Consider the following 21,896-nt stretch of genomic DNA (forward strand, 5'->3'; position numbering starts at 1 on the left):
CGACCGTGCGTGCCAACCTGCACCCAACGCTGGACGATCTGGAGGCAGTGATGGCGCACGACGATGGCGACGAGCAGCTGATCGAGCGGGCGGTGCTCAACGACAGCGCGGAGGGGCAGGTCCTGGCGACCCGGCTGATCGAGCTCTTCGGGGCCTTCATGTCCGAAGAGGTGCGCCCCGTGCTGCGCCGGATCTCCGAGGAGGGCGGCGAACCCCAGCTGACGGTGAACGCGCTCGCCGAGCTGTTGCGTCAGATCGCGGATGCGACCGAGAAGCCTGTCGAGCGCTGATCGGGGCGGTTCACGAGGCCGTCCACAGCTGCCACGGGGTCTGGTCTCGCGGCCCGGCGAAGGGCAGCGCGACCGTGGCGCCGCCCTGGTTGGCCGACTGGTGGGCGGCCATCACGATGTCGAGCACCTGTCGTCCGAAGCGGGCTCCGAACACCGACGGACCGCCCCGCAGCGCCTCGGAGAGGACGCCGAGCTGGGCGACGTAGCCCAGCCCCTCGAGGCGCGGATCGGCCCCTTCTGCGGTGGCCGCGGTGGGAACCGGGTCGCCGTTGTGCTCCAGCAGCAGGCCGGGCTGCAGCTCGGCGCGCACGACCCCCGTGTCGGCGGCCGCCTGCAGGTCCCAGACGGTCGTCGGGTGTCGCCAGCTGGCCTCCACGGTGATGGGCAGCGAGGACGCCAGGTGCACCTCCACCACCGCGTGGTCGTCGACGTCGATGCCCTCGCCGCGTTCGAGGCGGGCGTTCACGGCCACGGCGGGGTCCTCGCCGGCGATCAGGAGGGCGACGGCGAGCGGATGGACGCCCAGGTCGAAGAGCACGCCCCCGCCCCAGGACGGATCGAGGAAGCCGCCCCAGTCGGGCCGGGGCTGCAGGGCCCGGACGCTCAGGTGGTGGAGGGGGCCGAGGGTGCGAGCCAGCGCCGCGGCCTGCTGCACGACGGGGGCGAACACCAGGTTCTCGGCGTAGACGAAGGGTCGCCCGGTGCGCTCGGCCACCTCGACGACCCGATCGGCGTCGGCGAGGGTCGTGGCCAAGGGCTTCTCGACCAGCACACCCGCCCCCGCCTCCATGGCGGCGATGGCATCGTCGACGTGACAGGAGGGCGGCGTGGCCACGACCACGGCGTCGGCGCCTGCGGGCAAGTCCTGGTAGCGGCACGCTCGGGCGCCGACCTGGTCGGCCCGCTCTCGGGCCCGTTCCTCGGAACGGGAGGCCACGGCGACGATGTCGAAGCCGGCCAGCGAGGCGGACATGGCGTGGACCACGCTGATCATCCCCGCGCCGGCCAAGGCGAGGGTGGGGCGACGGCGAGCCATGGCCTCACCCTACGGTCCCACCCGGCACACCCCAGGCGACGACTGGTCCCGCGGACCCCCGGGTAGGCTCGGATCGGTGAAGAAGCTGATCGTCTTCGTCGTCACCGTCTTCGCGGCGGGTGGGCTCCTGGCGGGAGCCGTGGTGGCCGTCGGGCCCCAGCTGGCGATGGTGGCGTCGGCGGGATCGGGTGAGCCCGAGCCGATCGATCTGAACGCCTTCGGCGACTACGCCGTGCGCAGCCAGGTCTTCGCCATGGACGGCACCCCCATCGCCACCCTGCACGGCGAGGAGAACCGGTCACCGGTTCCGCTCGATCGGGTGCCCGAGCCGGTGCTCGAGTCCATCCTGGCGGTCGAGGACGCCGAGTTCTTCGAGCACAACGGCATCAACGTGCGCTCCATCGCCCGAGCCCTGGTGGAGAACGTCTCGGCCGGCGGGGTCGCCCAGGGTGGGTCCACGATCACCCAGCAGCTGGTGAAGAACGCGCTGCTCAGCGACGAGCGCACCTTCGAGCGCAAGATCGAAGAGGCCGTCCTCGCCCTGCGCCTCGAGGAGCAGATGTCGAAGGACGAGATCCTCGAGACCTACCTCAACACCGTGTACTTCGGGTCGGGCGCCTACGGCGTGCAGGCGGCGGCCGAGACCTACTGGGGCAAGAACGTCGAGGACCTGGGCTGGGCCGAAGGGGCCATGCTGGCCGCGCTGATCTCCAACCCGTCGGCGTACGACCCGACGGTGGCGCCCGAGCGGGCCCGGCAGCAACGTCAGATCGCGCTCGAGCGGCTCGTCTCGCTCGACGTGATCACCCGCGACGAGGCCACCCTGCTGGGGCTGGTGCCCCTGCCCACCGCCCGGTGCACCGGCGGGGTGGGCGAGCGCCCCGAGTGGTGCGGTGAGGTCGACACACCACCGGCCGACAACTACTTCGTCGAGTACGTGAAGAACCAGCTCCTCGACGATCCGAAGTTCTCCGGGGCACTGGGGGACACCGACGAAGAGCGCTTCGCCGCCGTGTTCGGTGGTGGCCTGCGGGTGCACACCACCGTCGACATCGTGGCCCAGTTCGCCGCCCAGGTGGCCCACGCCGAGGAGACCCCGCCGAACGACGTCGGTGTCACCTCGGCCTTCGTGGCCCTCGAGCCGGCCACCGGTGCGGTGCGGGCCCTGGTGGGGGGCCCTCCCTTCGGTGAAGAGATCGGCGAGAACAAGTACGACATCGCCACCACCACCCCGGGCCGCCAGACCGGCTCCACCTTCAAGACCTTCGTCCTGCTCGAAGCCCTCGAGCAGGGCGCCCTGCCCTTCGACACGGTCAGAGGCACGGTGTCGATGGTCGATCCGGGCACCTTCGAGGACTACGAGGTCGAGGGCCGGGGCGGCACGCTGAACTCCATCACCTCGGCCTCCTCCAACGGCGCCTTCGTCCGGCTCAACCAGGTGCTCGGTCCCCAGAACGTGGTCAACCTGGCCACCCGGATGGGCCTCGACAACCTTCCGTCCAACGCCGCCGGCATCCCCTCGCTCCCCCTCGGCGTCTCCGACCAGACCCCGTTGCAGATGGCCAGCGCCTACAGCGCCATCCCCAACGGCGGCGTCCAGAACCCGCCGTACTTCATCGAGCGCATCGAGGACAGGTCCGGCAACGTGCTGTGGGAGCACGAGGGCGTGAGCCGTCGCGTCCTCAGCCCCCGCACCGCCTGCCTGGCCAGCGAGATCCTGGCCGCCAACGTCACCGGGGGCACGGGTCGCAACGCGGCGCTGCCCGGTCAGCCCGCGGCCGGCAAGACCGGCACCACCACGGGCCCGAGCGACGTGTGGTTCATCGGCTTCACCCCGTACCTCTCCACCGCGGTGTGGGTGGGGCACCCCGAGCAGGGCGCGGCCCGGGTCGACGGGGAGGGCGAACCCATCTCGGGCTCGACCTACCTGTCGCAGCTCCCCGGCCGGCAGGCCTGGGGTAGCACCTTCCCGGCCGCCATCTGGCAGCGCTTCAACGAGCTCTACCACAACGACAAGGAGGAGCGCGGCTTCCCGGGCTGCGAGCCTCCGAGCCGCAGCGGCCGTCCGCTGCAGGGCAAGAACGACCCGTACGGCTCGCTCAACGGCGGGTACGACCCCACCGGCGTCGGGGTCGTCGCCGGCCCGCTGAAGGGGTACGACGGGCCAGTCCGACCGCCCTCACCTCCCCGCCGAGCCGAGTCGCAGGAGGCCCCCGACGGCGGTGGCGACGACCCGCCCGCCGAGGACGGCGGCGCCCCGGCGCCACCCGCGCCCGCCCCGCCGCCTGCGCCGCAGACCCCTGTCCCCACGCCGCCGCCGGCACCGGCCCCCGGGTGAGCGCCTCGCGGGCCATGGATGGCGCGCCGGGAGTCGCCTCGGCCGGGCGCTCTGGGTGAAGCTGTCGCCATGACCTCTCTGACCGCGCTGCTCGACCTGCAGGGCTGCGACACCGGCATCGATCAGCTCCGCCATCGCCAGCGGACCCTGCCGGAGCGAGCCACGCTCGAACACCTGGGCATCGAGCGCCGCTCCGTGATCGAGGGCGTCGTCGACACGCGGGCCCAGCGCGACGAGCTCGGCCGGGAGCAGAAGCGGCTCGAGGACGAGGTCGCCGGTGTCGAGGACAAGGTCGCCACGGTCGACCGTCAGCTCTACGGCGGCGGGGTCACCTCCCCCAAGGAAGCACAGGCCCTCCAGGCCGAGATGGAGTCGCTCAAGCGGCGTCAGGGCGAGCTCGAGGACCAGGTGCTCGAGCTCATGGAGGCCATCGAGCCGCTCGACGAGGAGCTGGCGCGCAACGATGTCGCCGTGGCCGCTCTCGATGTCGACATCGCCGCCGCCGAGGCCGCGCTGGCCGAGGCCGAGGCCTCGATCAGCGCCGAACTGGACGACGCCGTCACCCGGCGAGCCGAGCTGACCTCCGGTGTGCCCGCCGACCTCCTCACCACCTACGAGGAGCTGCGGCCCCAGTTCGACGGCGTTGCGGTGGCTCGCCTGCAAGGGCCCACCTGCCAGGGCTGCCACCTCTCCCTCTCGGCCACGGAGGTCGATCGGCTCCGCCACGAGCCGCCCGATGCCATCGTGCGCTGCCCGGAGTGCCAGCGGATCCTGGTGCGATGATCCTCTGGTTCGCCGGGGTCAGCTTCGTCTTCGTCTGGTGGGTCTTCAAGAGCCCGGCGCTCGACTACCGCCTCGTCATGCTCGGATCCGTCCTGCCCGTCGGCGAGGTGGTGCTCGGCGGCCCCCGACTCCTGCACACCTTGCTCGCCGCGGTGGCGTTGCTGGCCATCGTCATGTTGGCCACCCAGAAGCGGCGCCTCGTCCGGCGTCGGTGGATCGGGCTGCCGATCGGTCTGTTGATGCACATCGCCCTCGACGGCATCTGGGCCCGGGCCGAGGTCTTCTGGTGGCCCTTCCTCGGTACCTCGTTCGGCGACGGAGGCCTGCCCGAGCTCGACCGTCCGGTGGCCGTCATCGTCCTGCTCGAGCTCGTGGGCGTGGCCTGCCTGGCGTGGGCGTGGCGCTCCTTCGGCTTCGACCAGCGCGCCACCCGGGACCTCTTCTGGCGCACCGGGCACCTCGACCGGGTGGTCGAGCGACCCCCGACGTGCTGAGGCAGAGGCGTCGCCGCCACCGGAGAGGACCTCGATGATCGTCGTCGTGCGCCACGGCCGCACCGCCCACAACGCATCGGGCCGCCTGCTCGGCCGCCTCGATCCGCCGCTCGACGCCACCGGCGAGCGCCAGGCCGCCGCGCTGGCCGAGGCCGTGGGGCCGGTGGACCGGGTGGTGTCCAGCCCCCTGCTGCGCACCCGTCAGACGGCAGAGGCGTTCGGTCTGCCGGTCGAGGTCGACGAGCGCTGGATCGAGCTCGACTACGGGTCGCTCGACGGCACCCCCCTCGCCGAGGTCCCCTCCGAGCTGTGGCAGCGCTGGCGCCGAGACGCGGAGTTCGCCCCGCCGGGAGGGGAGAGCCTCGCCGCACTCGGGGTGCGGGTGCGGGCCGCGCTCGACGACCTCGCCGAGGCCAGCGGTCCCGGGACGGGGACCACCGTGGTCGTCACCCACGTGTCGCCGGTGAAGGCCGCCGTCACCTGGGCCCTCGGAACGGACGACCTCACGACCTGGAAGCTGTGGGTGGCGCCGGCCTCGATCACCCGCCTCCAGGTCACCGACCGGGGGGCCGTGCTGCACACCTTCAACGAGATCGCCCATCTCGCCCGCCACTGACGAGGCCGTCAGCGGTACGGTGGGCACCTGAACGCCGTCGAGCAGATGCGCGAGGGGGAAGGCATGACGACCACCGACAAGGCTCCCGTTGCCGATTGGGCCACCGACTTCGACCACACCCACCCGGAGTACGCCGCCCACGCCCCCGAGATCTGGGACGACCTGCGCGAGCGCTGTCCGGTGGCGCACTCCGATCGCTTCGGCGGCATCTGGCTGCCCACCCGCCACGCCGACGTGGAGGCCGTCGCCCGCGACACCGACCACTACAGCTCCGAGGGGGTGATCGCCAGCCCCTTCAAGCCCGAAGGCATCGCGCCGAGGGGCTACGCGCCGCCCATCACCTCCGATCCACCGTTCCACGCCGAGGCGCGCCGGTTACTGCTGCCCGCCTTCGCACCCAAGGCCATCGCCCGCTGGGAGGGGGCCACCCGCGAGGCCTGCCGTGAGCTCGTCGACGACGTACTGGCCGGCGACGCCCGAGTGGTCGACGCGGCGGCGGACTACGCCCAGCACATCCCCGTGCGGGTGATCGCCGAGATGCTCGGCGTCCCCCGCGAGGACGGCGACCGCTTCCGGGTGTTCATCCACCGCATCATGGAGACCCCGGGCGAAGGGCTCGAGGGTCTCAGCTACGAGGACACGCTCGACTACTACCTCAACCAGATCATCGAGTCGCGCCGCGCCGCGCCGCCGCAGGACGACCTCATCGGCTACCTGCTCGAGGCCGAGATGGAGGGCCAGCGCCTCGACAACGAGCACATCCGGGGCACCATCGCCCTGCTCATCATCGCCGGCATCGACACCACCTGGTCGGCCATCGGCGCCAGCCTCTGGCACCTGGCCCAGCACCCCGAGCACCGTGCTCGCCTCCGGGCCGAGCCCGAGCTCGTCCCCTTCGCAGTCGAGGAGCTCCTGCGGTTCTACGCCCCGGTCACCATGGCCCGCATCGCCGCCTCGGAGGTCGACCTGGGCGACGAGCACGTGCGCGCCCGCGACTGGGTCCTGTTGCCCTTTCCGGCTGCCAACCGCGACCCCGAGGTGTTCGAGGACGCCGACCGGTTCGTGATCGATCGTCAGCGCAACCGCCACGTGGCCTTCGGGGTCGGCATCCACCGCTGCCTCGGGTCCAACCTGGCCCGCATGGAGCTGACCGTGGCCCTCGAGGAGTGGCTGGCCCGCATCCCCGAGTTCGAGCTCGCCGATCCCGACCCGACCGCGGTCACCTGGTCCACCGGTCAGGTGCGTGGGCCCCGCCAGCTCCCGATCCGGATCCTCGACCACGGAGACCCCGTCTGATGCGCATCGTCTACGACCGCGACGCCTGCCAGGGCCACGGCCGCTGCTACTCGTTGGCCCCGGCGCTGTTCGACTCCGACGACGAGGGCTACGCGGTCGTGCTCGTCGACGGGGACGTGCCGGTCGAGCACGAGCAGGCGGCGCGCCTGGCGGCCGACAACTGCCCCGAGTTCGCCATCGGCATCGTGGAGTAGCGGCCGCGTCGCCGGCCGCCCACCCTCTCGAGCACGACGCCGCCCCGGGCGGGCTCCACCGAGGTCAGGCCGGCGCGGCAAGGGCGGCCCGGGCGGCGGCCTGGTCATCGAAGTAGCCGATCGCCCGCCCTTGGGCGAGGGCGTTGCCGAGGGTGGTCGCTTCGGCCGGGCCAGCCCGGACGGGGAGGCCGGTCCGCTCGGCGAGCTGGTCGAGGAGCACCTGGGCCCGGGTGGCGCCACCGATCACGAGGAGCTCGTCGATCGGGTCGAGGTCGTCGAGGACGGACACGGAGGCTGCCACTGCCTCGGCGAGGCTTTCCACGATGCACCACACGATGGTGCGAGGATCGGCATCGGCGGGCAGCCCCGACCGTCGCCGGACCTCGGCGGGCATGTCGGACGGTGCCACGAACGCGGGATCGTGGACGTCCACGAGTGGCAGTGAGCCCGGTCGCGGCGGCAAATCGGTGAGCAGCTGAGCCACCGAGCTCACATCCCAGCGCCGTCGGCACTCCTCGAGCAGCCACATGCCGGGGAGGTTGCCGAGGAGGCGGACCCCGCCCATGGCACCCGGCTCGTTGGAGAGGTTCCGCTCGAAGCACGCATCGTCGGTGCGCACCTGAGCCTGCTCTCGCCCCACCAGGAAGAGGGTTCCGGCCGAGAGGAAGGCGGCTGCGGGGGAGGGATCCGGGGCCATGGCCAACACCGCGCAGGCCGTGTCGTGGCCCGAGACGAGGTGCACCGGCACGCCCTCGTGGAACCCGACGCGCTCGCCGAAGGGATGGATCTCGGGGAACCAGCCCGGGTCGGCGTCGATCGCGGTGAGCAGCTCATCGCTCCAGGTTCCCGTGCGGTGGTCGACGAGGGCGGTGGTTCCGGCGGTGGTGCGTTCGGCGACCACGACGCCGCAGAGCTCGTGGAGGAGCAGCTCCGGGAGCATCAGGACGTGACGGGCCTGGGCCAGCTCACGCCGGTCGTGGGCCGCGAGCTGGAAGATCGTGTTGCCGGCCATGAGCTGGATGCCCGTGGTGTCGTAGAGCCGGCGCCGCCCGATGCGCTCCGCCACTTGTTCCCAACCGGTGAGTCGGTCGTCCCGGTACGAGTGGGGAGGGGCGACCAGGGCGCCCCGGCGGTCCAACAGGCCGTAGTCGAGACCCCACCCATCGACGCCGATCGAGGTGATGGGGCCGTGCTCCCTGGCCCGGGCCAGCCCGAGACGGACCTCCTCCACGAGCCGCGACCAGTCCCACCGCAGGGAGCCGTCCGAGTGGCGGATCGGCGCATGGGTGTGTCGGTGCACGAGGATGGCGTCGAGAGGTCGTCGGCTCAGGTCCACCACCGAGACACGGACGGAGGAAGCCCCGAGGTCGACGGCCGCGACCAGCAACGTCTCCAAGCTGCGGTGCGCAGCCCGGGGTCGGGTCACAGCCCGGTCGCCACCCGGTTGAAGCCTCGCTCCTGGGCCACCGCTCGCCGGTAGCCCAGTCGGCGGAAGGTCCGGATCGGGTCCATGGCCGCCCCGCCGAGCCGTCTGGCCTCGGCGACGAGCGGGCGGACATCCGTGCGGTAGGCCCGCTGCAGGATCTCCGCGGCGGCGACAGGGTCGTCGGCGTCCTGGGCCTCGGTGAGCGCACCACGGTCGACCAGGAGGGCCTGGGCCAGGCTCACCTGGATCTGGTCGGTCGCCTGGATGAGGTCCTCGATCGGGTCCTTCACGTTGTGGCTCTCGTCGATCATGTACGCCAGATCGGGCAGCGACCCTCCTCCGTGGAGGAGGAGCTCGAGCATGATCAGGAAGAGCTGGTACGGCTGGATCGACCCGACGGTGAGGTCGTCATCGCCGTACTTGGAGTCGTTGAAGTGGAACCCTCCGAGCCGGCCGGTCATCGCGAGGCGGCTCACCACCTGTTCCACGTTGCAGTTGGGCAGGTGGTGGCCCAGGTCCACCAGGCATCGGGCTCGGGAGCCGGCCGCTTGGGCCAGCAGGAGCGACGAGCCCCAGTCGGCGTTCACCGAGGAGTAGAAGGCCGGCTCGAACGGCTTGTGCTCGGTGTACAGGGTCCACTCCTCTGGGAGGGCGTCGTGGACCTGTCGCAGGCACGTCGCCACCCGGTCGAACTGGGTGCGGAAGTCCGCCTGGCCCGGATGGTTCGTCCCGTCACCCAGCCACACGGTCAGCCCGGTCGAGCCGAGCGCGTCGCCGAGGGCGATCACCTCGAGGTTGTGCTCGACGGCAGCGGCCCGCACCGACTCCGACGAGGCCGACATCGACCCGTACTTGTAGGTGATCGCGCCTTCCCGGGTGGTGGACGGATTGTCCTGGAAGGTGTTGGAGTTCATGGCATCGAAGCGCAGTCCGAGGCTGGCTGCGTGCTCGCGCAGGGCCACGGGTTCGGCGGGGCGGTCCCACGGGACGTGCAGGCTGATGCTGGCGTTGGCGCCGGTCAGGGCATGCAGCGCGGCCACGTCGTCGACCTTCTCCTCCACGGTGCGTGGCTCACCTGGGATCGGGAAGCGTCCGAACCGGGTGCTCCCCGTGCCCAGTGCCCAGGAAGGTGCCGCGACCGAGAAGCCCCTGAGGGCGGCGACCACGTCGTGGGCCGAGGCCCCCGAGCGGGCGACGACCTCGCTGGCGTGGTCGAGGTCGGCGTCGTGGTGGTCTCTCAGCCCCGCCTCAGCCTCGGCGATGCTCGCAGTCTCGATCCGGATGGCCATGGCGACGGACCTTTCGTGGGTGGTCGTGGACCGACCGACGGTCTCTCCGTGTCGCCGGCGGTCGACCCGATCGCCGGCGGCGTGCGTGACGCCACCCTATCCACCCAGCCGTCTTCGCGCCCGAGGATCGGTGAGTGATCAGACGTGTCTGAACATCCGCATCCGAAGTCCAAGGGGTGTAAAAGTAAGGATTTCCGGCTTGCATGATGCCTCGTCACCGTACAGGATCTGAGGTATCGAACAAGTTCGCACACACTCTCACCATGGGAGCCCGGGCGGTTGAGCAACGGTGCCGAGAGCTCCTCTCGCCAGGTCCTCCTCGTCCGCCACGGAGAGACCGAGGACAACGTCCGGGGTCGCTTCCTCGGACGGGGAGACCCCCCGCTCAACGGGCGCGGGCGGTGCCAGGCGCGTCAGCTGGCGCCGGTGCTGGCCTCCTTCGCGCCCGAGGTGCTCGTGACCAGCCCGGCTCGCCGCGCCGCCGAGACCCTCGTCGAGGCCGCCGGTGGGCACCACCCGGTGCTGGACGACGCCTTCCGGGAGGTCGACTTCGGTCGGTGGGAGGGCCGTACCCGCGACGAGGTCGCCGCGCTGGATCCCTCTGACCACGAACGCTTCGCCAGCGGGGCGGTCTCCGGGTTCCCCGGGGGCGACCGGGTCGCCGACATCGCCGATCGAGCGGGCGGCGCCCTCGACCGGTACCCGGGCGACCGCCTGGTGATCGTCACCCACGCCACCACGATCAGGATCCTGGTCGCGTCGCTGCTGGGCATCCCGGTGGAGCACTACCGCCTCCGGCTGGCGCGGCCGGGCAACGGTTCCTGGTCCCGGCTGGAGCACGCCGCTGGCGGATGGCGCCTCGTCGCCTACGGCGTGGTGCCCGGCACCGGCCGGGACGCAGGAGAGGGGGGTGAGCCATGACGAGCGCCGAGCCCCTCTACCTCGGTATCGACGTCGGGACCCAAGGCGTGCGCACCGTGGCGGTCGACGTGGCCGGACGGGTGTTGGCGCGAGGCCACCACCCGCTTGAGCCGGTCCCCGGCGCCGGTCCCCAGGAACAGGATCCGGAGACGTGGTGGCACGCGGTGGTGCAGGCCCTCGAGGCACTCGGTGGTGCCCGCCGCCGCGTCCGTGCCCTGGCCGTCGCCTGCACCTCGGGCACCGTGTGCGTCCTCGATGGCGACGGAGCCCCGGTCCGACCCGCCCTCCTGTACTCGGACCCCAGAGCCGTTCCCACCCCGGGCGCCGACGCCAGTTGGGCGGTGTCGAAGCTGGCCTGGTTGGCGGCGGAGACTCCAGCGGTGCTCGAGGTCGCACGGGAGATCACCAGCCCGGGCGGGTACCTCGCCGGCCGGTTCCTCGGTCGATCGGCGCCGATCGACCAGACACAGGCCCTGAAGTTCGGGTTCGAGCCCGAGTCGTGGACGTGGGGTCTGATGCCCGTCGCCGCCGACCTCCTGCCCGACGTGGTCCCGACGGGCAGCTCACTCGGTTCGATCGATCCTGCCGTCGCCACGGCCACCGGTCTCGATCCCGACGTCGAGATCGTGGTCGGTCTCACCGATGGCGTGGCCGGGCAGTTGGCCTGCGGCGCCGGGCCCGGTCGCTGGGTGACCGTGATCGGTTCGACGATGGTCTGGAAGACGGTGGCCGAGCACCCGGTGACGGCGATGGACCACGGTGTCTACAGCCATCGGGGACCGGGGTCCTGGTGGCTCCCGGGTGCCGCGGCCAACGCCGGCGCCCGGATCCTGTCGACGTGGGCCACCCCGGAGCAGCTCGACGACCTGGCGGCGAGCGTCAGGATCACGCCGTCCACCCCGGCTGCCTATCCGAGCGTCGTCGTCGGCGAGCGGTTCCCGTTCGCCGATCCGTGCTTCGAGCCCTTCGGGGTCGAGGCCGCCACCCCGGACGACCGCTACGCGGCCGAGGTGCTCGGCGCCGCGTTCGTGGAGCGCTGGGGCTGCGAGCAACTGGTCGCCGACGGCTGTGCGCCGCCCTCGGCGATCGCCGCCGCCGGTGGGGCCGTCCGCTCCGAGGTGTGGACGCAACTGCGAGCAGACGTCCTCCAGCTGCCGCTCGACCTGCCGGTCGAGCCGAGCTCTGCCTTCGGTGCGGCGATCGTCGCGGCGGGTTCGGCCCATGGAGGAGTGGTCGGTGCGGTCGGCGAGATGGTCCGCCACCGCGCCCGCGTCGATCCCGATCCCAGGTGGGCCGACGCCTGGACGGTGGCGTACGAGCGATTCAGAGAACGATGCCACGAACGTCGAAGGAGCCTGCGTGAACGTCCGCGATGAGTTGGTCGAGATGTGTCGTCGCCTGGGCGAGGTGCCCCGCGACCTGGCCGTCCTGGCCGAGGGGAACGCCTCGGCACGGCTGGGTGCGGACGACTTCCTCGTCACCACGAGCGGCTCGCACCTGGCCACGCTGGCACCGACCGAACTCGTGACCGTCGACCTGGCCGGGGCACTGCAGGCCGCGAGGGCGCCCGGGACGCTGGCGACCCGCGAGGTCCTCGCCCGGGCCGTCGTGACCGATGCGGGCACCCACGGTGGTGCGCCGTCGATCGAAGCGGCGCTGCACGCGGTGGTCCTGGACCGGACCGGGGCGGGGTTCGTGGGCCACACCCACCCCACCACGATCGTGGGGCTGGCCTCCAGCACCGCGTTCGACGTGGCCTTCGAGGGCTCGGTCTTCCCTGACGAGGTGGTGGTGTGCGGGCCGGCCTACCTGGTCGTGCCCTACGCCTCCCCGGGCCCGGAGCTGGCCGGGAGGTTGGCGGCGTCGTTGGACGAGTACCGGGCCGCGTGGGACGAGTGGCCGCGGGCGGTGGTGCTGGGCAACCACGGGCTGTTGGCGATCGGTGAGTCCACCGCAGAGGTGCTGGCCATCACCACGATGGCCGAGAAGGCGGCCCGCGTCCGTGCGGTCGCCCTCGCCGCCGGGGGGCTCAGAGCGCTGCCGCGGGACGAGGTCGAGGCGCTGCTCGGACGGACCGACGAGCAGCGCCGCCGTCGTCGACTGGTCGAGGGCGGCCGATGAACCCGCCGCGCCGGGCCCAGGCCGGTGGCCAGGCTCGGGAGTCCCGCCTCGCGTGGCTCCGCGCCCGACTCGACGCCGACGGATCGGTCTCCGTCGCCGACGCCAGCGCCAGCCTCGGTGCCAGCGCCATGACCATCCGGCGCGACCTCGGGACGCTCGAGGCGCTCGGGGAGGTGCGGCGGACCCGAGGCGGCGCCCAGGCGGTGGGTGGGGCGCTCTTCAAGAATCGATCACCTCGCAACACCCGCGCCAAGATCACCATCGCCGAGAAGCTGCTCGCCATGGTGCCCACGGTGGGGGCCATCGCCATCGACTCGTCGTCGACGATGGCCTACCTGGCCAACCTCCTGCCGGCCGCTCGCGACCTGTTGGTGGTGACCAACGGCCTGGAGGCCTTCGAGTCGCTCCAGGATCGTCCGGGTGTCCGTGCGGTGCTCACCGGCGGCGAGCGTGACCCCCGCACGGGGAGCCTCATCGGCTCGGCCGCCGCCGCCGTCGGTCGCTCCTATCGCTACGACGTGGCCTTCGTCTCCTCCGCGGCCGTCGATCCGGTGCACGGGGCGTGCGAGGTGACCCTCGAGGAGGCGGCGATGGTCCAGGCCTTCGCCGGGCAGGCGCGCCGGGTCGTGCTCGGCGCGGACGTGTCCAAACTCGAAGCATCGGCGGCGGTCATCAGCCTGCGGTGGGGCGACATCGACACCGTCGTGACGGAACTGGGCCCCGACAGCGCTCGGGTGGCCCCGCTACGCGCCGTCACGGAGGTCCGATGAGCACGTCGCCGAGCGCTCGGCGCCGCGACCCCGCCATCCGCCGCGCCCTCTGCCGTCCGTCCCTCGAGGAGAGCTCCTGATGCAGCCACGACACCCTGAACCGTTCGCCGGACGCTGGCGGGCCAAGTGGATATGGGACGGCGCCCCGGCGCTGACGATGGAGACCGCGACGCGACCCGCCCTGGCCGACCCCACCGACAAGGTCGTGCTGTTCCGACGCGTCGTCGAGGTCGCCGCCGTCCCCGAATCCGTGCCCTGCCGGATCTGGGTCGACGGGCGCTACGTCCTGCGGGTGAACGGTAAGGAGGTGGCGCGAGGGCCGGTGCGGTCCGACCCCCGCCAAGCCCGCTACGACACCGTCGACCTGGCCCCCGAGCTGCGCGTCGGCGACAACGTGATCGGCATCACCGGCCGTCACTTCGGCCAGGCCACCTCCTGGTGGATGCCCGTACCACCGAGCTACTCCCTCGGGGCGGGCTCGCTGCTCTTCGAAGCCCTCCTCGGCGACGAGTGGATCGTCAGCGATCGCACGTGGCGTTGCCGGCGGGGCGAGGCGTGGACCCCCGTCCCGGTCCCCGGCGACGTCGCCTGCCTGCCGCTCGAGTCGTTCGACGCCCGGGAGCACCCCCACGGGTGGGAGTCGCCGTCCTTCGACGACTCCGACTGGTCCAAGGCCTGGGAGATCACGCCGATGCACACGGGCGCACACGGCGACCCGTCACCTCCGAGCGAGCCGTTCGGGATGCTGCGGCCGCCGGTGCGGCGATCCTTCCCGGTCGGCCGGCGAAACCCGGCCGAACTGGTGGGCCGACGGGCCCTCGCCGGTGAGACCGAGGTGCTCGACCCCGTCCGTCAGGTCCTCGACGACGAAGCGCGGGTCCGGGCGGGCGGCAGCGGCGACCACGGTGACCTGCTCTCGTTCGACCTCGGGCACATCGCCGCCGGCACCGTGCACCTGGTGGTCACCGGCGCGGCCGAGGGGACGATCGTCGACGTCGCCGCCGCTGAGCACCTCGACGATGACGGGCTGTTGGTCCCGTTGGGGCAGCACGCGGGGTTCCGCTACGTCACGGCAGGCCGTTCCGAAGAGGTGTTCGACACCCTCGACATCATCGGCACCCGGTACCTGCACGTGTCGGTCCGCCCCCCGAGCGGCGAGCCGGTGCCCGCCATCGGGCTCTCCGTGGACGACCTCCACCGGCCCCGCCCCGAGGGGGCGTCCTTCGAGTGCTCCGATGCGCTGCTCAACCGCATCTACGAGGTCGGGCTCCGTACCGTCGATCTCTGCGCGCTCGACGCCTACGTGGACTGCCCCACCCGCGAACAGCGGGCGTGGACCGGCGACTCGGTGGTGCACCAGATGGTGGACCTCGTCGCCAACCCGGACTGGTCGATGGCGGCGTGGCATCCGCAGCTGGCATCGATGTCGCGCTCCGACGGCATGCTCGCCATGGCCGTGGCGTCGGACTTCGCGGCCGACGACCGCATGTTCGTGCCCGACTGGTCCCTTCACTGGGTGCGATCCGTGCTCAACCTCCACCGCTACCTCGGCGACACCGAGCTCGTCGCCGACCTGTTGCCCGTCGCGGAGCGCACGCTCCGGTGGTTCGAGGGCTACCTCGACGACTCGGGCCTCCTGTCCGACGTGACCGGCTGGGTGCTGATCGACTGGGCCAGTGTGTACTCGTCGGGCTGCTCGTCCACGGTCAACGCGCTGTGGGCGCGGGCGCTCGAGGACTTCGCCGAGATGGCGCGTGCCCTCGGCAACGAGGCGTCGGCCCGATGGGCCATGTCCCGATGGGCCGGGGTGCGTGACGGGTTCGAGGTGTTCTGGGACGAGGCGAGGGGCGTGTACATCGACCACGTGGTCGACGGCGTGCCCCAGCGACCCGCCGCGCAGCACGGGGGCGCGGCGGCGCTGGCGGCCGGCCTGGTGCCGGCGGAGCGGGTGGCGCGCGTGGTCGAGCGCCTCGTCGACCGTGAGCACCTGTTGCGCCACTCCTGGGTGATGGACCCGGTGACCCCGACCGGTGGGTCCACCGGCTACGTGCACCTGATGATGGGCTACCCGCCCCCGGAGTGGGATGCCGAGACGATGATGGTCGAGGCCGAGCCGTTCTTCCGCTACGTGGTGCACGAGGGACTCGCCCGAGCGGGACGTGCCGACCTCATCGCCGATCTCTGCCGTGACTGGAAGGTGTTCCTCGACGTCGGGGAGACGACCTGGCCCGAGTGCTGGACCGGGGGGACGCGGTGCCACGGCTGGTCGTCGACGCCCACATGGGACCTCGTCACCCACACCCTGGGGGTGACGCCCGCCGAGCCCGGCTACGCGTCCGTTCGGGTGGCCCCCCGTCTGGGCGACCTCGCCTGGGCTCGTGGGGTCGTGCCGACACCGCACGGGCCGATCACCGTCGAGGCCCACGCCGACGGGTCCGTCCACGTCGACAGCCCGGTGCCCGTCGTGCGGGCCTGAGGACCCGCACGGGCCACCGGCCCACGATCGCACAGGGAGGAGGAAGCGTCACCGCGCCGAGCGCGAGCAGACCCACCGACCGGCAGCTCCGGTCGATGGACCGTGTCACACACCGAGTTTTCGGCATCGTCGAACGATGCCTCAGGGGGACAGATGACGACAGACCACCACCGACGAACAGCGACCGAGAGAGCAGGGGATCACGGTCGTGCACGGCCCAGGCGACGGGCGGTGCTCGCGCTCGCGGTCGCGCTCGCCCTCACCGCAGGCGCGTGCGGCGGGGGGCGCGAGGACGCCGACCCCGGCGAGCCCGGGGCCACCGACACGACCACCTCGGCTCCCGAGGCGCCGACGACGGGGTTCGGGGACCTGGCCTCGCCCTGCGGTCCCGGTGATGCGTCCGGGGCCACCGACCAGGGTGTGACCGACACCTCGATCACCATCGGCTACGGCGACGACGCCGGCTTCAGCGGCGCCCCCGGCCTCAACCAAGAGCAGTCCGCGGCGGTCGCCGCCATGATCGACTGGTGCAACGAGCAGGGAGGCATCAACGGTCGCGAGGTCGTGGGTCGCTACTACGACGCCAAGGTCACCGAGGTCAACAACGTCATGACCGAGGCCTGTGCCCAGGTCTTCATGCTGGTCGGGCAGGGGTTCTCGCTCGATTCCGGCCAGGAGCAGACGCGCGTCGGCTGCGGCTTGGCCTCGGTTCCCGCGTGGTCCGTCAGTCCGGCCTTCGCCAATGGGCCCCTGATGGTCCAGCCGGCCCCCAACCCGGTGGACGTGGTGAGCATCCAGAACGCTTTCGCCCTGGCCGAGCTCTTCCCCGAGAAGATCACCAAGGCGGCCGTGATGACGGCCAACTACGCCGCCACCAAGGACACGACGGACAAGGCGCAGTTGGCCTTCCCCGCCGCCGGGTGGGAGTTCCTCGACTGCGAACAGACCTACAACATCGCCGGCGAGGCCGACTGGCGGCCGTTCGTCCAGCGCCTCAAGGACTGCGGTGCGGAGATCGTGCTGTTCTCCGGTTCACCGGCACCGAACTTCCAGAACGTCCTCGACGCCGCCGCCCAGCTGGACTTCGAGCCCGTCTGGAGCATGGACGCCAACTTCTACGAAGAGTCGTTCGCGGCATGGAACCAGAACGGCTTCGCCGACAACGTCTACGTGCGGATGACCTTCACGCCCTTCGAGCAGGCGGCGAACAACCCGGCGACCCAGCAGTACCTCGACCTGCTCGAGGAGGCAGGCAGTCGGGTGAGCCTGCTCGGTGCCCAGGCCATCTCGGCGTTCTTGCTGTGGGCCACGGGTGCCCAGGCGTGCGGGTCGGAGCTCACCAGGGCCTGTGTCATCGACACGCTGCTCGAGGTCGATGACTGGACCGGTGGCGGCCTGCAGGCCACCACCGACCCTGGTGCCAACCTGCCGTCCACGTGCGGGATGATCGTGAAGCTCGAGGGCACCACCTACGAGCAGGCCTATCCGGAGACGCTCGGCGAGTTCGACTGCGACCCTCGCTACAACGTCACCATCACCGGACCGGTCGTCGACCAGGCCCAACTCGACGACGACCGGGTGTCACGCGCCTTCGGGTGACACCAACTCGCCGGACGCTCGAGCGATCCGTGTGAGAGGGGCCGCGGGCTCACCCGCGGCCCCTCTCACGGGGTCCGGACCCCGTCCCCGTGGCTCGCATCGCCGCCTCGGAGGCCGACCGTCGCCGCTGCGCTGCGGCCCCGGGTGCTGGACGCGGCCGGGTGGGGGCTCTAGCGTGACGGGCGTCACACAAGGTGCCCAGGAGGCTCCATGGAGACCACGCCCGAACGTCGTCCGCTCTGGGAGCGTTGCATGGCAGCCGTCGCCGCTGCCGATCCCGAAGGGGTCTCGCTGTGGACGCTCGCGGCCATGTCCGAGGACCTGGGTGTGACCTCGCTCCGCCCCACGGAGGTGAGTCCGCGGCGGCCGTCGAACTCGTCGCCCGGCGACGCCTGACCCACCGAGAGGGCCACGTCGCTGGTTGGCGATGGTGAGTCGGCCTGTAAGCGGGATTCTGTCCAGCGCCTCCCGGCGCCTGGGTGACCATCCATCTGTGCGGCCTACCAGCGGGTTGCCCCCGAGGGGGCGGACGGGCCGCCCGTACCCGACATTCGGCCTTGCTCCGGGTGGGGTTTACCGAGCCGCCCGGGTCACCCCGGGCGCTGGTGCGCTCTTACCGCACCGTTTCACCCTTGCCTGTGCCGCCCGGTCTCCCGGTCGGCCATCGGCGGTCTGTTCTCTGTGGCACTGTCCTGCGGGTCGCCCCGACTGACATCTCGCCAGCACCCTGCCCTGCGGAGTCCCGACTTTCCTCGAGCCGGTCGTCGCTGCGAGCAGCGGCGCCGGACCGCGGTCACCCGGCCGACTCACCATCGCCCTCCAGTGTGCCGCGTCTCGCCCCCGGATGGGCACGGAGACCCGGCCCGCCGGGGCCCGAACGCGCCGGAGGGGTGCGCCGGGCACCCCTCCGAGGTTCGTGCTGCGGTCTGTCGTCGCCCCGGGTCGGGACGGGCGACGGGTCAGTCGACGTAGGCCAACTCGGGCGCGGCCGCCCCGGTGCGCAAGAACGGCGTGGGCACCTGGGACGTGCCGAGCACGCCGTAGAGCACCGACAGGTGGCGGGCCTCCACCCCTCCGATCGACATGATCGTCTGGCGCAGCTCGGGGGTGGTGAGCACCCCGGCCGCCTTGACGTAGGTGGCGGCGGCCAGGCTCTCGAGCGACACCGCCAGCTGGACCACCATGGTCTCGTCGGCGGCGGCCTCGAGGCCGGGCTGGACGACGTTCTCGAGGAGGAACTGGTTGGGTCCGGAGACCTCGGTGGCGCCGAGGTTGCGCAGCGTCTCGCCCAGCGCCTCGCCGTGCTCTCGGTGCTGGCCCTGGAACAGACGAGCGGTGGCGGCGATGGCCGAGGAGGTCACCAGGTCCGAGTCGAGCGCGGCCTGGTAGGCGTCGACGGCCAGCAGCTCGATGGACTGCCCCGTCTTGAGCAGCACGATGTTCTCGGCGGGCGAGCCCGGCGCAGTGGTGGTCGTGCTCTCCGGCACGGTCGGTCCCGCACCCGTGACCGGGATCTGGTCGGTGGAGTCCGAGCCGCACGCGGCCAGGACGGCACCGGCGGCGAGGGTGGCGCCTCCGGCGAGGAAGGTGCGGCGGGCCGGGAGACCGAGGAGCTGGGCCTGATCATCGGTGCTGGCCCCCGAGGCGGGGTCGAACACCCGGCTCAGGGCGCGGCGCCAGGCCGGGAGGACAGCGTCGTGCTCGCGCTGGGAGGCCCGGAGCTGACGGCGGATCTCGTCGTTGGGAAGATCGGCAGGCATGGTTGGTCCTCTCGGGATCAGCCGGCGAAGTCGGCGGGGTTGAAGGCGGCCTCGGTGGTGCCGAAGGCCGGCATCCAGTCCGACTCGGGCAGCTCGAGCATCTGGCCGAGCACGACCGCGTGCTGGGACTCGATGGGGAGGATCGTGGCCGCCGGCCCCGCGGCGAGCCAGGACTGCAGGGACCCGAGGGCCAGCAGGTAGGTCGCGGCCGCGCCTTCCTCCACGCCGTACATGACCTGCAGGAGCGCGTCCTGGTCGCCGGCCCCCTCGATCTGGGGGACGACTGCGTCGACGACGGCCCCGTTGGGGTCGGCGACCACGTCGGCGGACGGCAGCAGCGAACCGAGGGCGGTGGCGTGCTCGCGATGGTGTCGGGCGAACGTGCGGCAGGTCTCGACGGCCATGGGGTCGAGCAGGTTGGTGTCGACGGCGAGGCCGTAGGCCGCCACGGCGGCCAGCTCGATGCCCTGGGCGAAGGAGACCAGCTCGATGTCGGCGGCCGGGAGGTCGGCGCCGTCCTCCTCGCCGTCGCTGCTGCTGCCGGCACCGCTGCCGCTGTCCTCGGCGGCGGAGGCGGCCTGGGCGAGGGCCAGCCCGGAGATGCCGACGGCGCCGAAGGCCACGGCGCCGGCGCCGAGGTTGCGGACGAAGCGACGGCGGGAGGCGACCAGGTCGGGGTCGCTGTCGTCCAGGTGGACCGCGGCCAGATCGTCGCCGATCGTGCGCATCGCGTCGCGGTGCTGGTCGTCAACCTCGTCCACCAGGCGGCGGATCCTCATCGACATGGTGTGTCCTCTTCGTACGGTGGGTGCAGTCGGTGCAGGTGGTGGGCGTCGAGAGCGCTGGCCCCGTGGCCCGTCCCGGGGCCGAGGCTCCGGATGTTGCGGTCGGTGGCGGCCGGAGGGGACGCCGGATACCGAGCAGCTTTGCGCAAAGCAGGTCGGCTGATCACATCGGCCCGGCGCGCCGCAGGTGCTGCCGTGGGCGAGTCTCGCACTGCCTCGTGGCTCCCGGGCGGACCGGCGGCGATGTCGCCGGCCTCAGAAGTCCAGGCCCGAGAGCTCCGGGTACCACTCACGGGCCCGGGCGACGGCGCGCTGCCAGCGGTCGCGGTCGGGCTCGGACGCCGGGTCCACGACGACCCGGGGGCTCCAGGTGGCGGCCACGTCGTCCCACCCGCCCCAGGTGCCGATCGCCAGCCCGGCGAGGTAGGCCGCCCCCAGGGTGGTGGCCTCGGTGACGGGGGAGACCTCGACACGGCGGCCGGTGGCGTCGGCGAGGGCCTGGACGAAGGTGGGGTTGTCGCTCATCCCGCCGTCGACGCGCAAGGCGTCGATGTCCTGGCCGGCGTCGGCGGCGGCCGCCTCCACCAGGTCGGCCCCCCGGTGGGCCACCCCCTCCAGCACGGCGCGCACCACGTGGGCCCGGCCCGTGCCCCGGGTGACCCCCAGCAGCGTGCCCCGCGCCCCGTAGTCCCAGTGGGGCGTGCCCAACCCGAGCAGGGCCGGCACGTAGACCACGCCCTCGGTGTCGGTGCAGCCCTGAGCCACGTCGTGGGACTCGGCGACGGTGGGGATGAGCCCCATGTCGTCGCGCAGCCACTCGACGTTGGTGCCGGCCGACAACATGATCGCCTCGAGGCCCCACACGAGCTCGTCGCCCCGGCGCCACGTGACGATGGGGAAGGTGCCGCCTTCGGAGCGGGCGGCGGCGACGGGACGCTCGGGGCCGGTCACCAGATCGAGCATGCCGCCGGTGCCGAAGGTGATCTTGGCCGGTCCGGGTGCCACGCACCCCTGCCCGATCAACGACGCCTGCTGGTCGCCGGCCAGCCCACAGATCGGTGGGGCGCCCGGGAGGGCCGACGCCTCGGCGATGGGCCCCGAGGAGTCGACGAGGCGCGGCAGCGTGCCCGCCGGGATCCGGAGGCGGTCGAGCACGGCCGCGTCCCAGCCGGTGGCCGGCCCGTCGAGGAGGCCGGTGACGGCGGCATTGGTCAGGTCGGTGACGTGGGTCGTGCCGCCGGTCAGGTGCCAGGTGATCCAGGCGTCGACCGTGCCCGCGCACAGGTCCCGGGTCCGGTCGGGGTCGGCGGCGTCCAGCAGGTGGGCGATCTTGGTGGCGGACTGGTTGGGGGCCAGGCGCAGGCCGTCGGCCTGCAGCGTCAGGCAGTCGCCCACGGTGCGCAGGTCCTGCCAGCCCAGCGCGGGAGCCACCGGCTCACCGGTGGCCCGGTCCCACACGACCACAGAGGCCCGCTGGTTGGCGATGCCGACGGCCTCCACCGGCCCGCCCTCGGCCAGCACCCGCCGGGCCACGTCGAGGGCGGCGTCGGCCATGGCCGCGGCGTCGAACTCGACGAGGCCGGGTGCCGGACTGTCGGGCAGCACCTCAATGCGCGCCTCGACCGCGACGGTCGCGTCGGGTCGCACCACCGCGGCGCGCACACCCGACGTCCCCACGTCGATCACCAGGATGCTCATCTGG

20 protein-coding genes and 1 other RNA gene are annotated in these 21,896 nt (G+C 72.3%); 14 read left to right on the forward strand and 7 right to left on the reverse strand.

Going from position 1 to position 21,896, the window contains the following annotated elements:
- Window positions 1-5: 5 nt before the first annotated feature.
- Entirely contained in the window at window positions 6-290 is a 285-nt protein-coding gene (locus tag LUW87_RS00900; RefSeq protein ID WP_232669189.1) for a hypothetical protein, read from the forward strand.
- Between the two features lie 10 nt (window positions 291-300).
- Here the strand turns inward: LUW87_RS00900 and LUW87_RS00905 are convergent, their stop codons facing one another.
- On the reverse strand, window positions 301-1,326 hold the full coding sequence (locus tag LUW87_RS00905; protein ID WP_232669190.1) for a Gfo/Idh/MocA family protein: 1,026 nt from the start codon (window positions 1,324-1,326) through the stop codon (window positions 301-303).
- Window positions 1,327-1,402: 76 nt separating this feature from the next.
- On the opposite strand from LUW87_RS00905, the gene LUW87_RS00910 reads away from it, so the two are divergent.
- The 6 genes from LUW87_RS00910 (at window position 1,403) to LUW87_RS00935 (ending at window position 7,047) form a co-directional block, all read left to right on the forward strand.
- Window positions 1,403-3,664, forward strand: coding sequence for a transglycosylase domain-containing protein (locus LUW87_RS00910; RefSeq protein ID WP_232669191.1), 2,262 nt, complete (start codon window positions 1,403-1,405; stop codon window positions 3,662-3,664).
- A 69-nt stretch (window positions 3,665-3,733) separates the two neighbouring features.
- On the forward strand, window positions 3,734-4,447 hold the full coding sequence (locus LUW87_RS00915; RefSeq protein WP_232669192.1) for a zinc ribbon domain-containing protein: 714 nt from the start codon (window positions 3,734-3,736) through the stop codon (window positions 4,445-4,447).
- Window positions 4,444-4,941, forward strand: coding sequence for a metal-dependent hydrolase (locus LUW87_RS00920; RefSeq protein ID WP_232669193.1), 498 nt, complete (start codon window positions 4,444-4,446; stop codon window positions 4,939-4,941). The genes LUW87_RS00915 and LUW87_RS00920 overlap by 4 nt, the downstream gene beginning before the upstream one ends.
- A gap of 34 nt (window positions 4,942-4,975) precedes the next feature.
- Window positions 4,976-5,557, forward strand: coding sequence for a histidine phosphatase family protein (locus tag LUW87_RS00925; protein WP_232669194.1), 582 nt, complete (start codon window positions 4,976-4,978; stop codon window positions 5,555-5,557).
- 63 nt (window positions 5,558-5,620) lie between these two features.
- On the forward strand, window positions 5,621-6,853 hold the full coding sequence (locus tag LUW87_RS00930) for a cytochrome P450 (RefSeq protein ID WP_232669195.1): 1,233 nt from the start codon (window positions 5,621-5,623) through the stop codon (window positions 6,851-6,853).
- Window positions 6,853-7,047, forward strand: a complete 195-nt coding sequence (locus LUW87_RS00935; RefSeq protein WP_232669196.1) for a ferredoxin — start codon at window positions 6,853-6,855, stop codon at window positions 7,045-7,047. Before LUW87_RS00930 ends, LUW87_RS00935 begins: the two co-directional genes overlap by 1 nt.
- Window positions 7,048-7,111: 64 nt before the next feature.
- On the opposite strand, the gene LUW87_RS00940 is transcribed toward LUW87_RS00935, so the two are convergent.
- Window positions 7,112-8,434: a rhamnulokinase gene (locus LUW87_RS00940; RefSeq protein ID WP_232669197.1), complete on the reverse strand. Its 1,323-nt coding sequence runs from the start codon at window positions 8,432-8,434 to the stop codon at window positions 7,112-7,114.
- A 35-nt stretch (window positions 8,435-8,469) separates the two neighbouring features.
- The gene (locus LUW87_RS00945) at window positions 8,470-9,762 is read right to left on the reverse strand and encodes a sugar isomerase (RefSeq protein WP_232669198.1); all 1,293 of its coding nucleotides are present in this window, start codon (window positions 9,760-9,762) and stop codon (window positions 8,470-8,472) included.
- A 279-nt stretch (window positions 9,763-10,041) separates the two neighbouring features.
- Between LUW87_RS00945 and LUW87_RS00950 the strand changes: the two genes are divergently transcribed.
- The 7 genes from LUW87_RS00950 to LUW87_RS00980 all read left to right on the forward strand — a co-directional run bounded on the left by LUW87_RS00950 (window position 10,042) and on the right by LUW87_RS00980 (window position 18,045).
- Entirely contained in the window at window positions 10,042-10,683 is a 642-nt protein-coding gene (locus LUW87_RS00950) for a histidine phosphatase family protein (RefSeq protein ID WP_232669199.1), read from the forward strand.
- The gene (locus LUW87_RS00955) at window positions 10,680-12,059 is read left to right on the forward strand and encodes an FGGY-family carbohydrate kinase (protein WP_232669200.1); all 1,380 of its coding nucleotides are present in this window, start codon (window positions 10,680-10,682) and stop codon (window positions 12,057-12,059) included. Before LUW87_RS00950 ends, LUW87_RS00955 begins: the two co-directional genes overlap by 4 nt.
- A complete protein-coding gene (locus tag LUW87_RS00960) occupies window positions 12,043-12,804 on the forward strand; it encodes a class II aldolase/adducin family protein (RefSeq protein ID WP_232669201.1) in 762 nt (253 codons plus the stop codon). Before LUW87_RS00955 ends, LUW87_RS00960 begins: the two co-directional genes overlap by 17 nt.
- The gene (locus LUW87_RS00965; RefSeq protein WP_232669202.1) at window positions 12,801-13,574 is read left to right on the forward strand and encodes a DeoR/GlpR family DNA-binding transcription regulator; all 774 of its coding nucleotides are present in this window, start codon (window positions 12,801-12,803) and stop codon (window positions 13,572-13,574) included. The genes LUW87_RS00960 and LUW87_RS00965 overlap by 4 nt, the downstream gene beginning before the upstream one ends.
- Before the next feature lie 79 nt (window positions 13,575-13,653).
- On the forward strand, window positions 13,654-16,050 hold the full coding sequence (locus LUW87_RS00970; protein WP_232669203.1) for a family 78 glycoside hydrolase catalytic domain: 2,397 nt from the start codon (window positions 13,654-13,656) through the stop codon (window positions 16,048-16,050).
- A gap of 231 nt (window positions 16,051-16,281) precedes the next feature.
- The gene (locus LUW87_RS00975) at window positions 16,282-17,649 is read left to right on the forward strand and encodes an ABC transporter substrate-binding protein (protein ID WP_232669204.1); all 1,368 of its coding nucleotides are present in this window, start codon (window positions 16,282-16,284) and stop codon (window positions 17,647-17,649) included.
- A gap of 210 nt (window positions 17,650-17,859) precedes the next feature.
- Entirely contained in the window at window positions 17,860-18,045 is a 186-nt protein-coding gene (locus LUW87_RS00980; protein ID WP_232669205.1) for a hypothetical protein, read from the forward strand.
- A 31-nt stretch (window positions 18,046-18,076) separates the two neighbouring features.
- Here LUW87_RS00980 and rnpB read toward each other — a convergent pair.
- The 4 genes from rnpB to LUW87_RS01000 all read right to left on the reverse strand — a co-directional run bounded on the left by rnpB (window position 18,077) and on the right by LUW87_RS01000 (window position 21,892).
- An RNA gene (rnpB, locus tag LUW87_RS00985) (RNase P RNA component class A) lies at window positions 18,077-18,458 on the reverse strand.
- Between the two features lie 150 nt (window positions 18,459-18,608).
- Window positions 18,609-19,409: a ferritin-like domain-containing protein gene (locus LUW87_RS00990; RefSeq protein WP_232669206.1), complete on the reverse strand. Its 801-nt coding sequence runs from the start codon at window positions 19,407-19,409 to the stop codon at window positions 18,609-18,611.
- A gap of 17 nt (window positions 19,410-19,426) precedes the next feature.
- Window positions 19,427-20,194 (reverse strand): ferritin-like domain-containing protein, encoded by a 768-nt coding sequence (locus LUW87_RS00995; RefSeq protein ID WP_232669207.1) that lies wholly within the window; start codon window positions 20,192-20,194, stop codon window positions 19,427-19,429.
- Window positions 20,195-20,449: 255 nt separating this feature from the next.
- Window positions 20,450-21,892 carry an FGGY family carbohydrate kinase gene (locus LUW87_RS01000; RefSeq protein WP_232669208.1) on the reverse strand — a complete coding sequence of 481 codons (1,443 nt, stop codon included), beginning with the start codon at window positions 21,890-21,892 and terminating at the stop codon, window positions 20,450-20,452.
- Window positions 21,893-21,896: the final 4 nt, after the last annotated feature.

It is taken from the genome of Rhabdothermincola salaria, assembly GCF_021246445.1.
Taxonomy (GTDB): Bacteria; Actinomycetota; Acidimicrobiia; order Acidimicrobiales; family Acidimicrobilacustridaceae; genus Rhabdothermincola_A; species Rhabdothermincola_A salaria.

What these genes read in the sequence shown, in the direction of transcription:
- LUW87_RS00955 (WP_232669200.1), top strand. Translation starts at nt 10,680, where the DNA reads ATGACGAGCGCCGAGCCCCTCTACCTCGGTATCGACGTCGGGACCCAA.
- LUW87_RS00965 (WP_232669202.1), top strand. Translation starts at nt 12,801, where the DNA reads ATGAACCCGCCGCGCCGGGCCCAGGCCGGTGGCCAGGCTCGGGAGTCC.
- LUW87_RS00945 (WP_232669198.1), bottom strand. Translation starts at nt 9,762, where the DNA reads ATGGCCATCCGGATCGAGACTGCGAGCATCGCCGAGGCTGAGGCGGGG.
- LUW87_RS00995 (WP_232669207.1), bottom strand. Translation starts at nt 20,194, where the DNA reads ATGTCGATGAGGATCCGCCGCCTGGTGGACGAGGTTGACGACCAGCAC.
- LUW87_RS00930 (WP_232669195.1), top strand. Translation starts at nt 5,621, where the DNA reads ATGACGACCACCGACAAGGCTCCCGTTGCCGATTGGGCCACCGACTTC.
- LUW87_RS00915 (WP_232669192.1), top strand. Translation starts at nt 3,734, where the DNA reads ATGACCTCTCTGACCGCGCTGCTCGACCTGCAGGGCTGCGACACCGGC.
- LUW87_RS00905 (WP_232669190.1), bottom strand. Translation starts at nt 1,326, where the DNA reads ATGGCTCGCCGTCGCCCCACCCTCGCCTTGGCCGGCGCGGGGATGATC.
- LUW87_RS00925 (WP_232669194.1), top strand. Translation starts at nt 4,976, where the DNA reads ATGATCGTCGTCGTGCGCCACGGCCGCACCGCCCACAACGCATCGGGC.
- LUW87_RS00935 (WP_232669196.1), top strand. Translation starts at nt 6,853, where the DNA reads ATGCGCATCGTCTACGACCGCGACGCCTGCCAGGGCCACGGCCGCTGC.
- LUW87_RS00920 (WP_232669193.1), top strand. Translation starts at nt 4,444, where the DNA reads ATGATCCTCTGGTTCGCCGGGGTCAGCTTCGTCTTCGTCTGGTGGGTC.
- LUW87_RS00970 (WP_232669203.1), top strand. Translation starts at nt 13,654, where the DNA reads ATGCAGCCACGACACCCTGAACCGTTCGCCGGACGCTGGCGGGCCAAG.
- LUW87_RS01000 (WP_232669208.1), bottom strand. Translation starts at nt 21,892, where the DNA reads ATGAGCATCCTGGTGATCGACGTGGGGACGTCGGGTGTGCGCGCCGCG.
- LUW87_RS00990 (WP_232669206.1), bottom strand. Translation starts at nt 19,409, where the DNA reads ATGCCTGCCGATCTTCCCAACGACGAGATCCGCCGTCAGCTCCGGGCC.
- LUW87_RS00980 (WP_232669205.1), top strand. Translation starts at nt 17,860, where the DNA reads ATGGAGACCACGCCCGAACGTCGTCCGCTCTGGGAGCGTTGCATGGCA.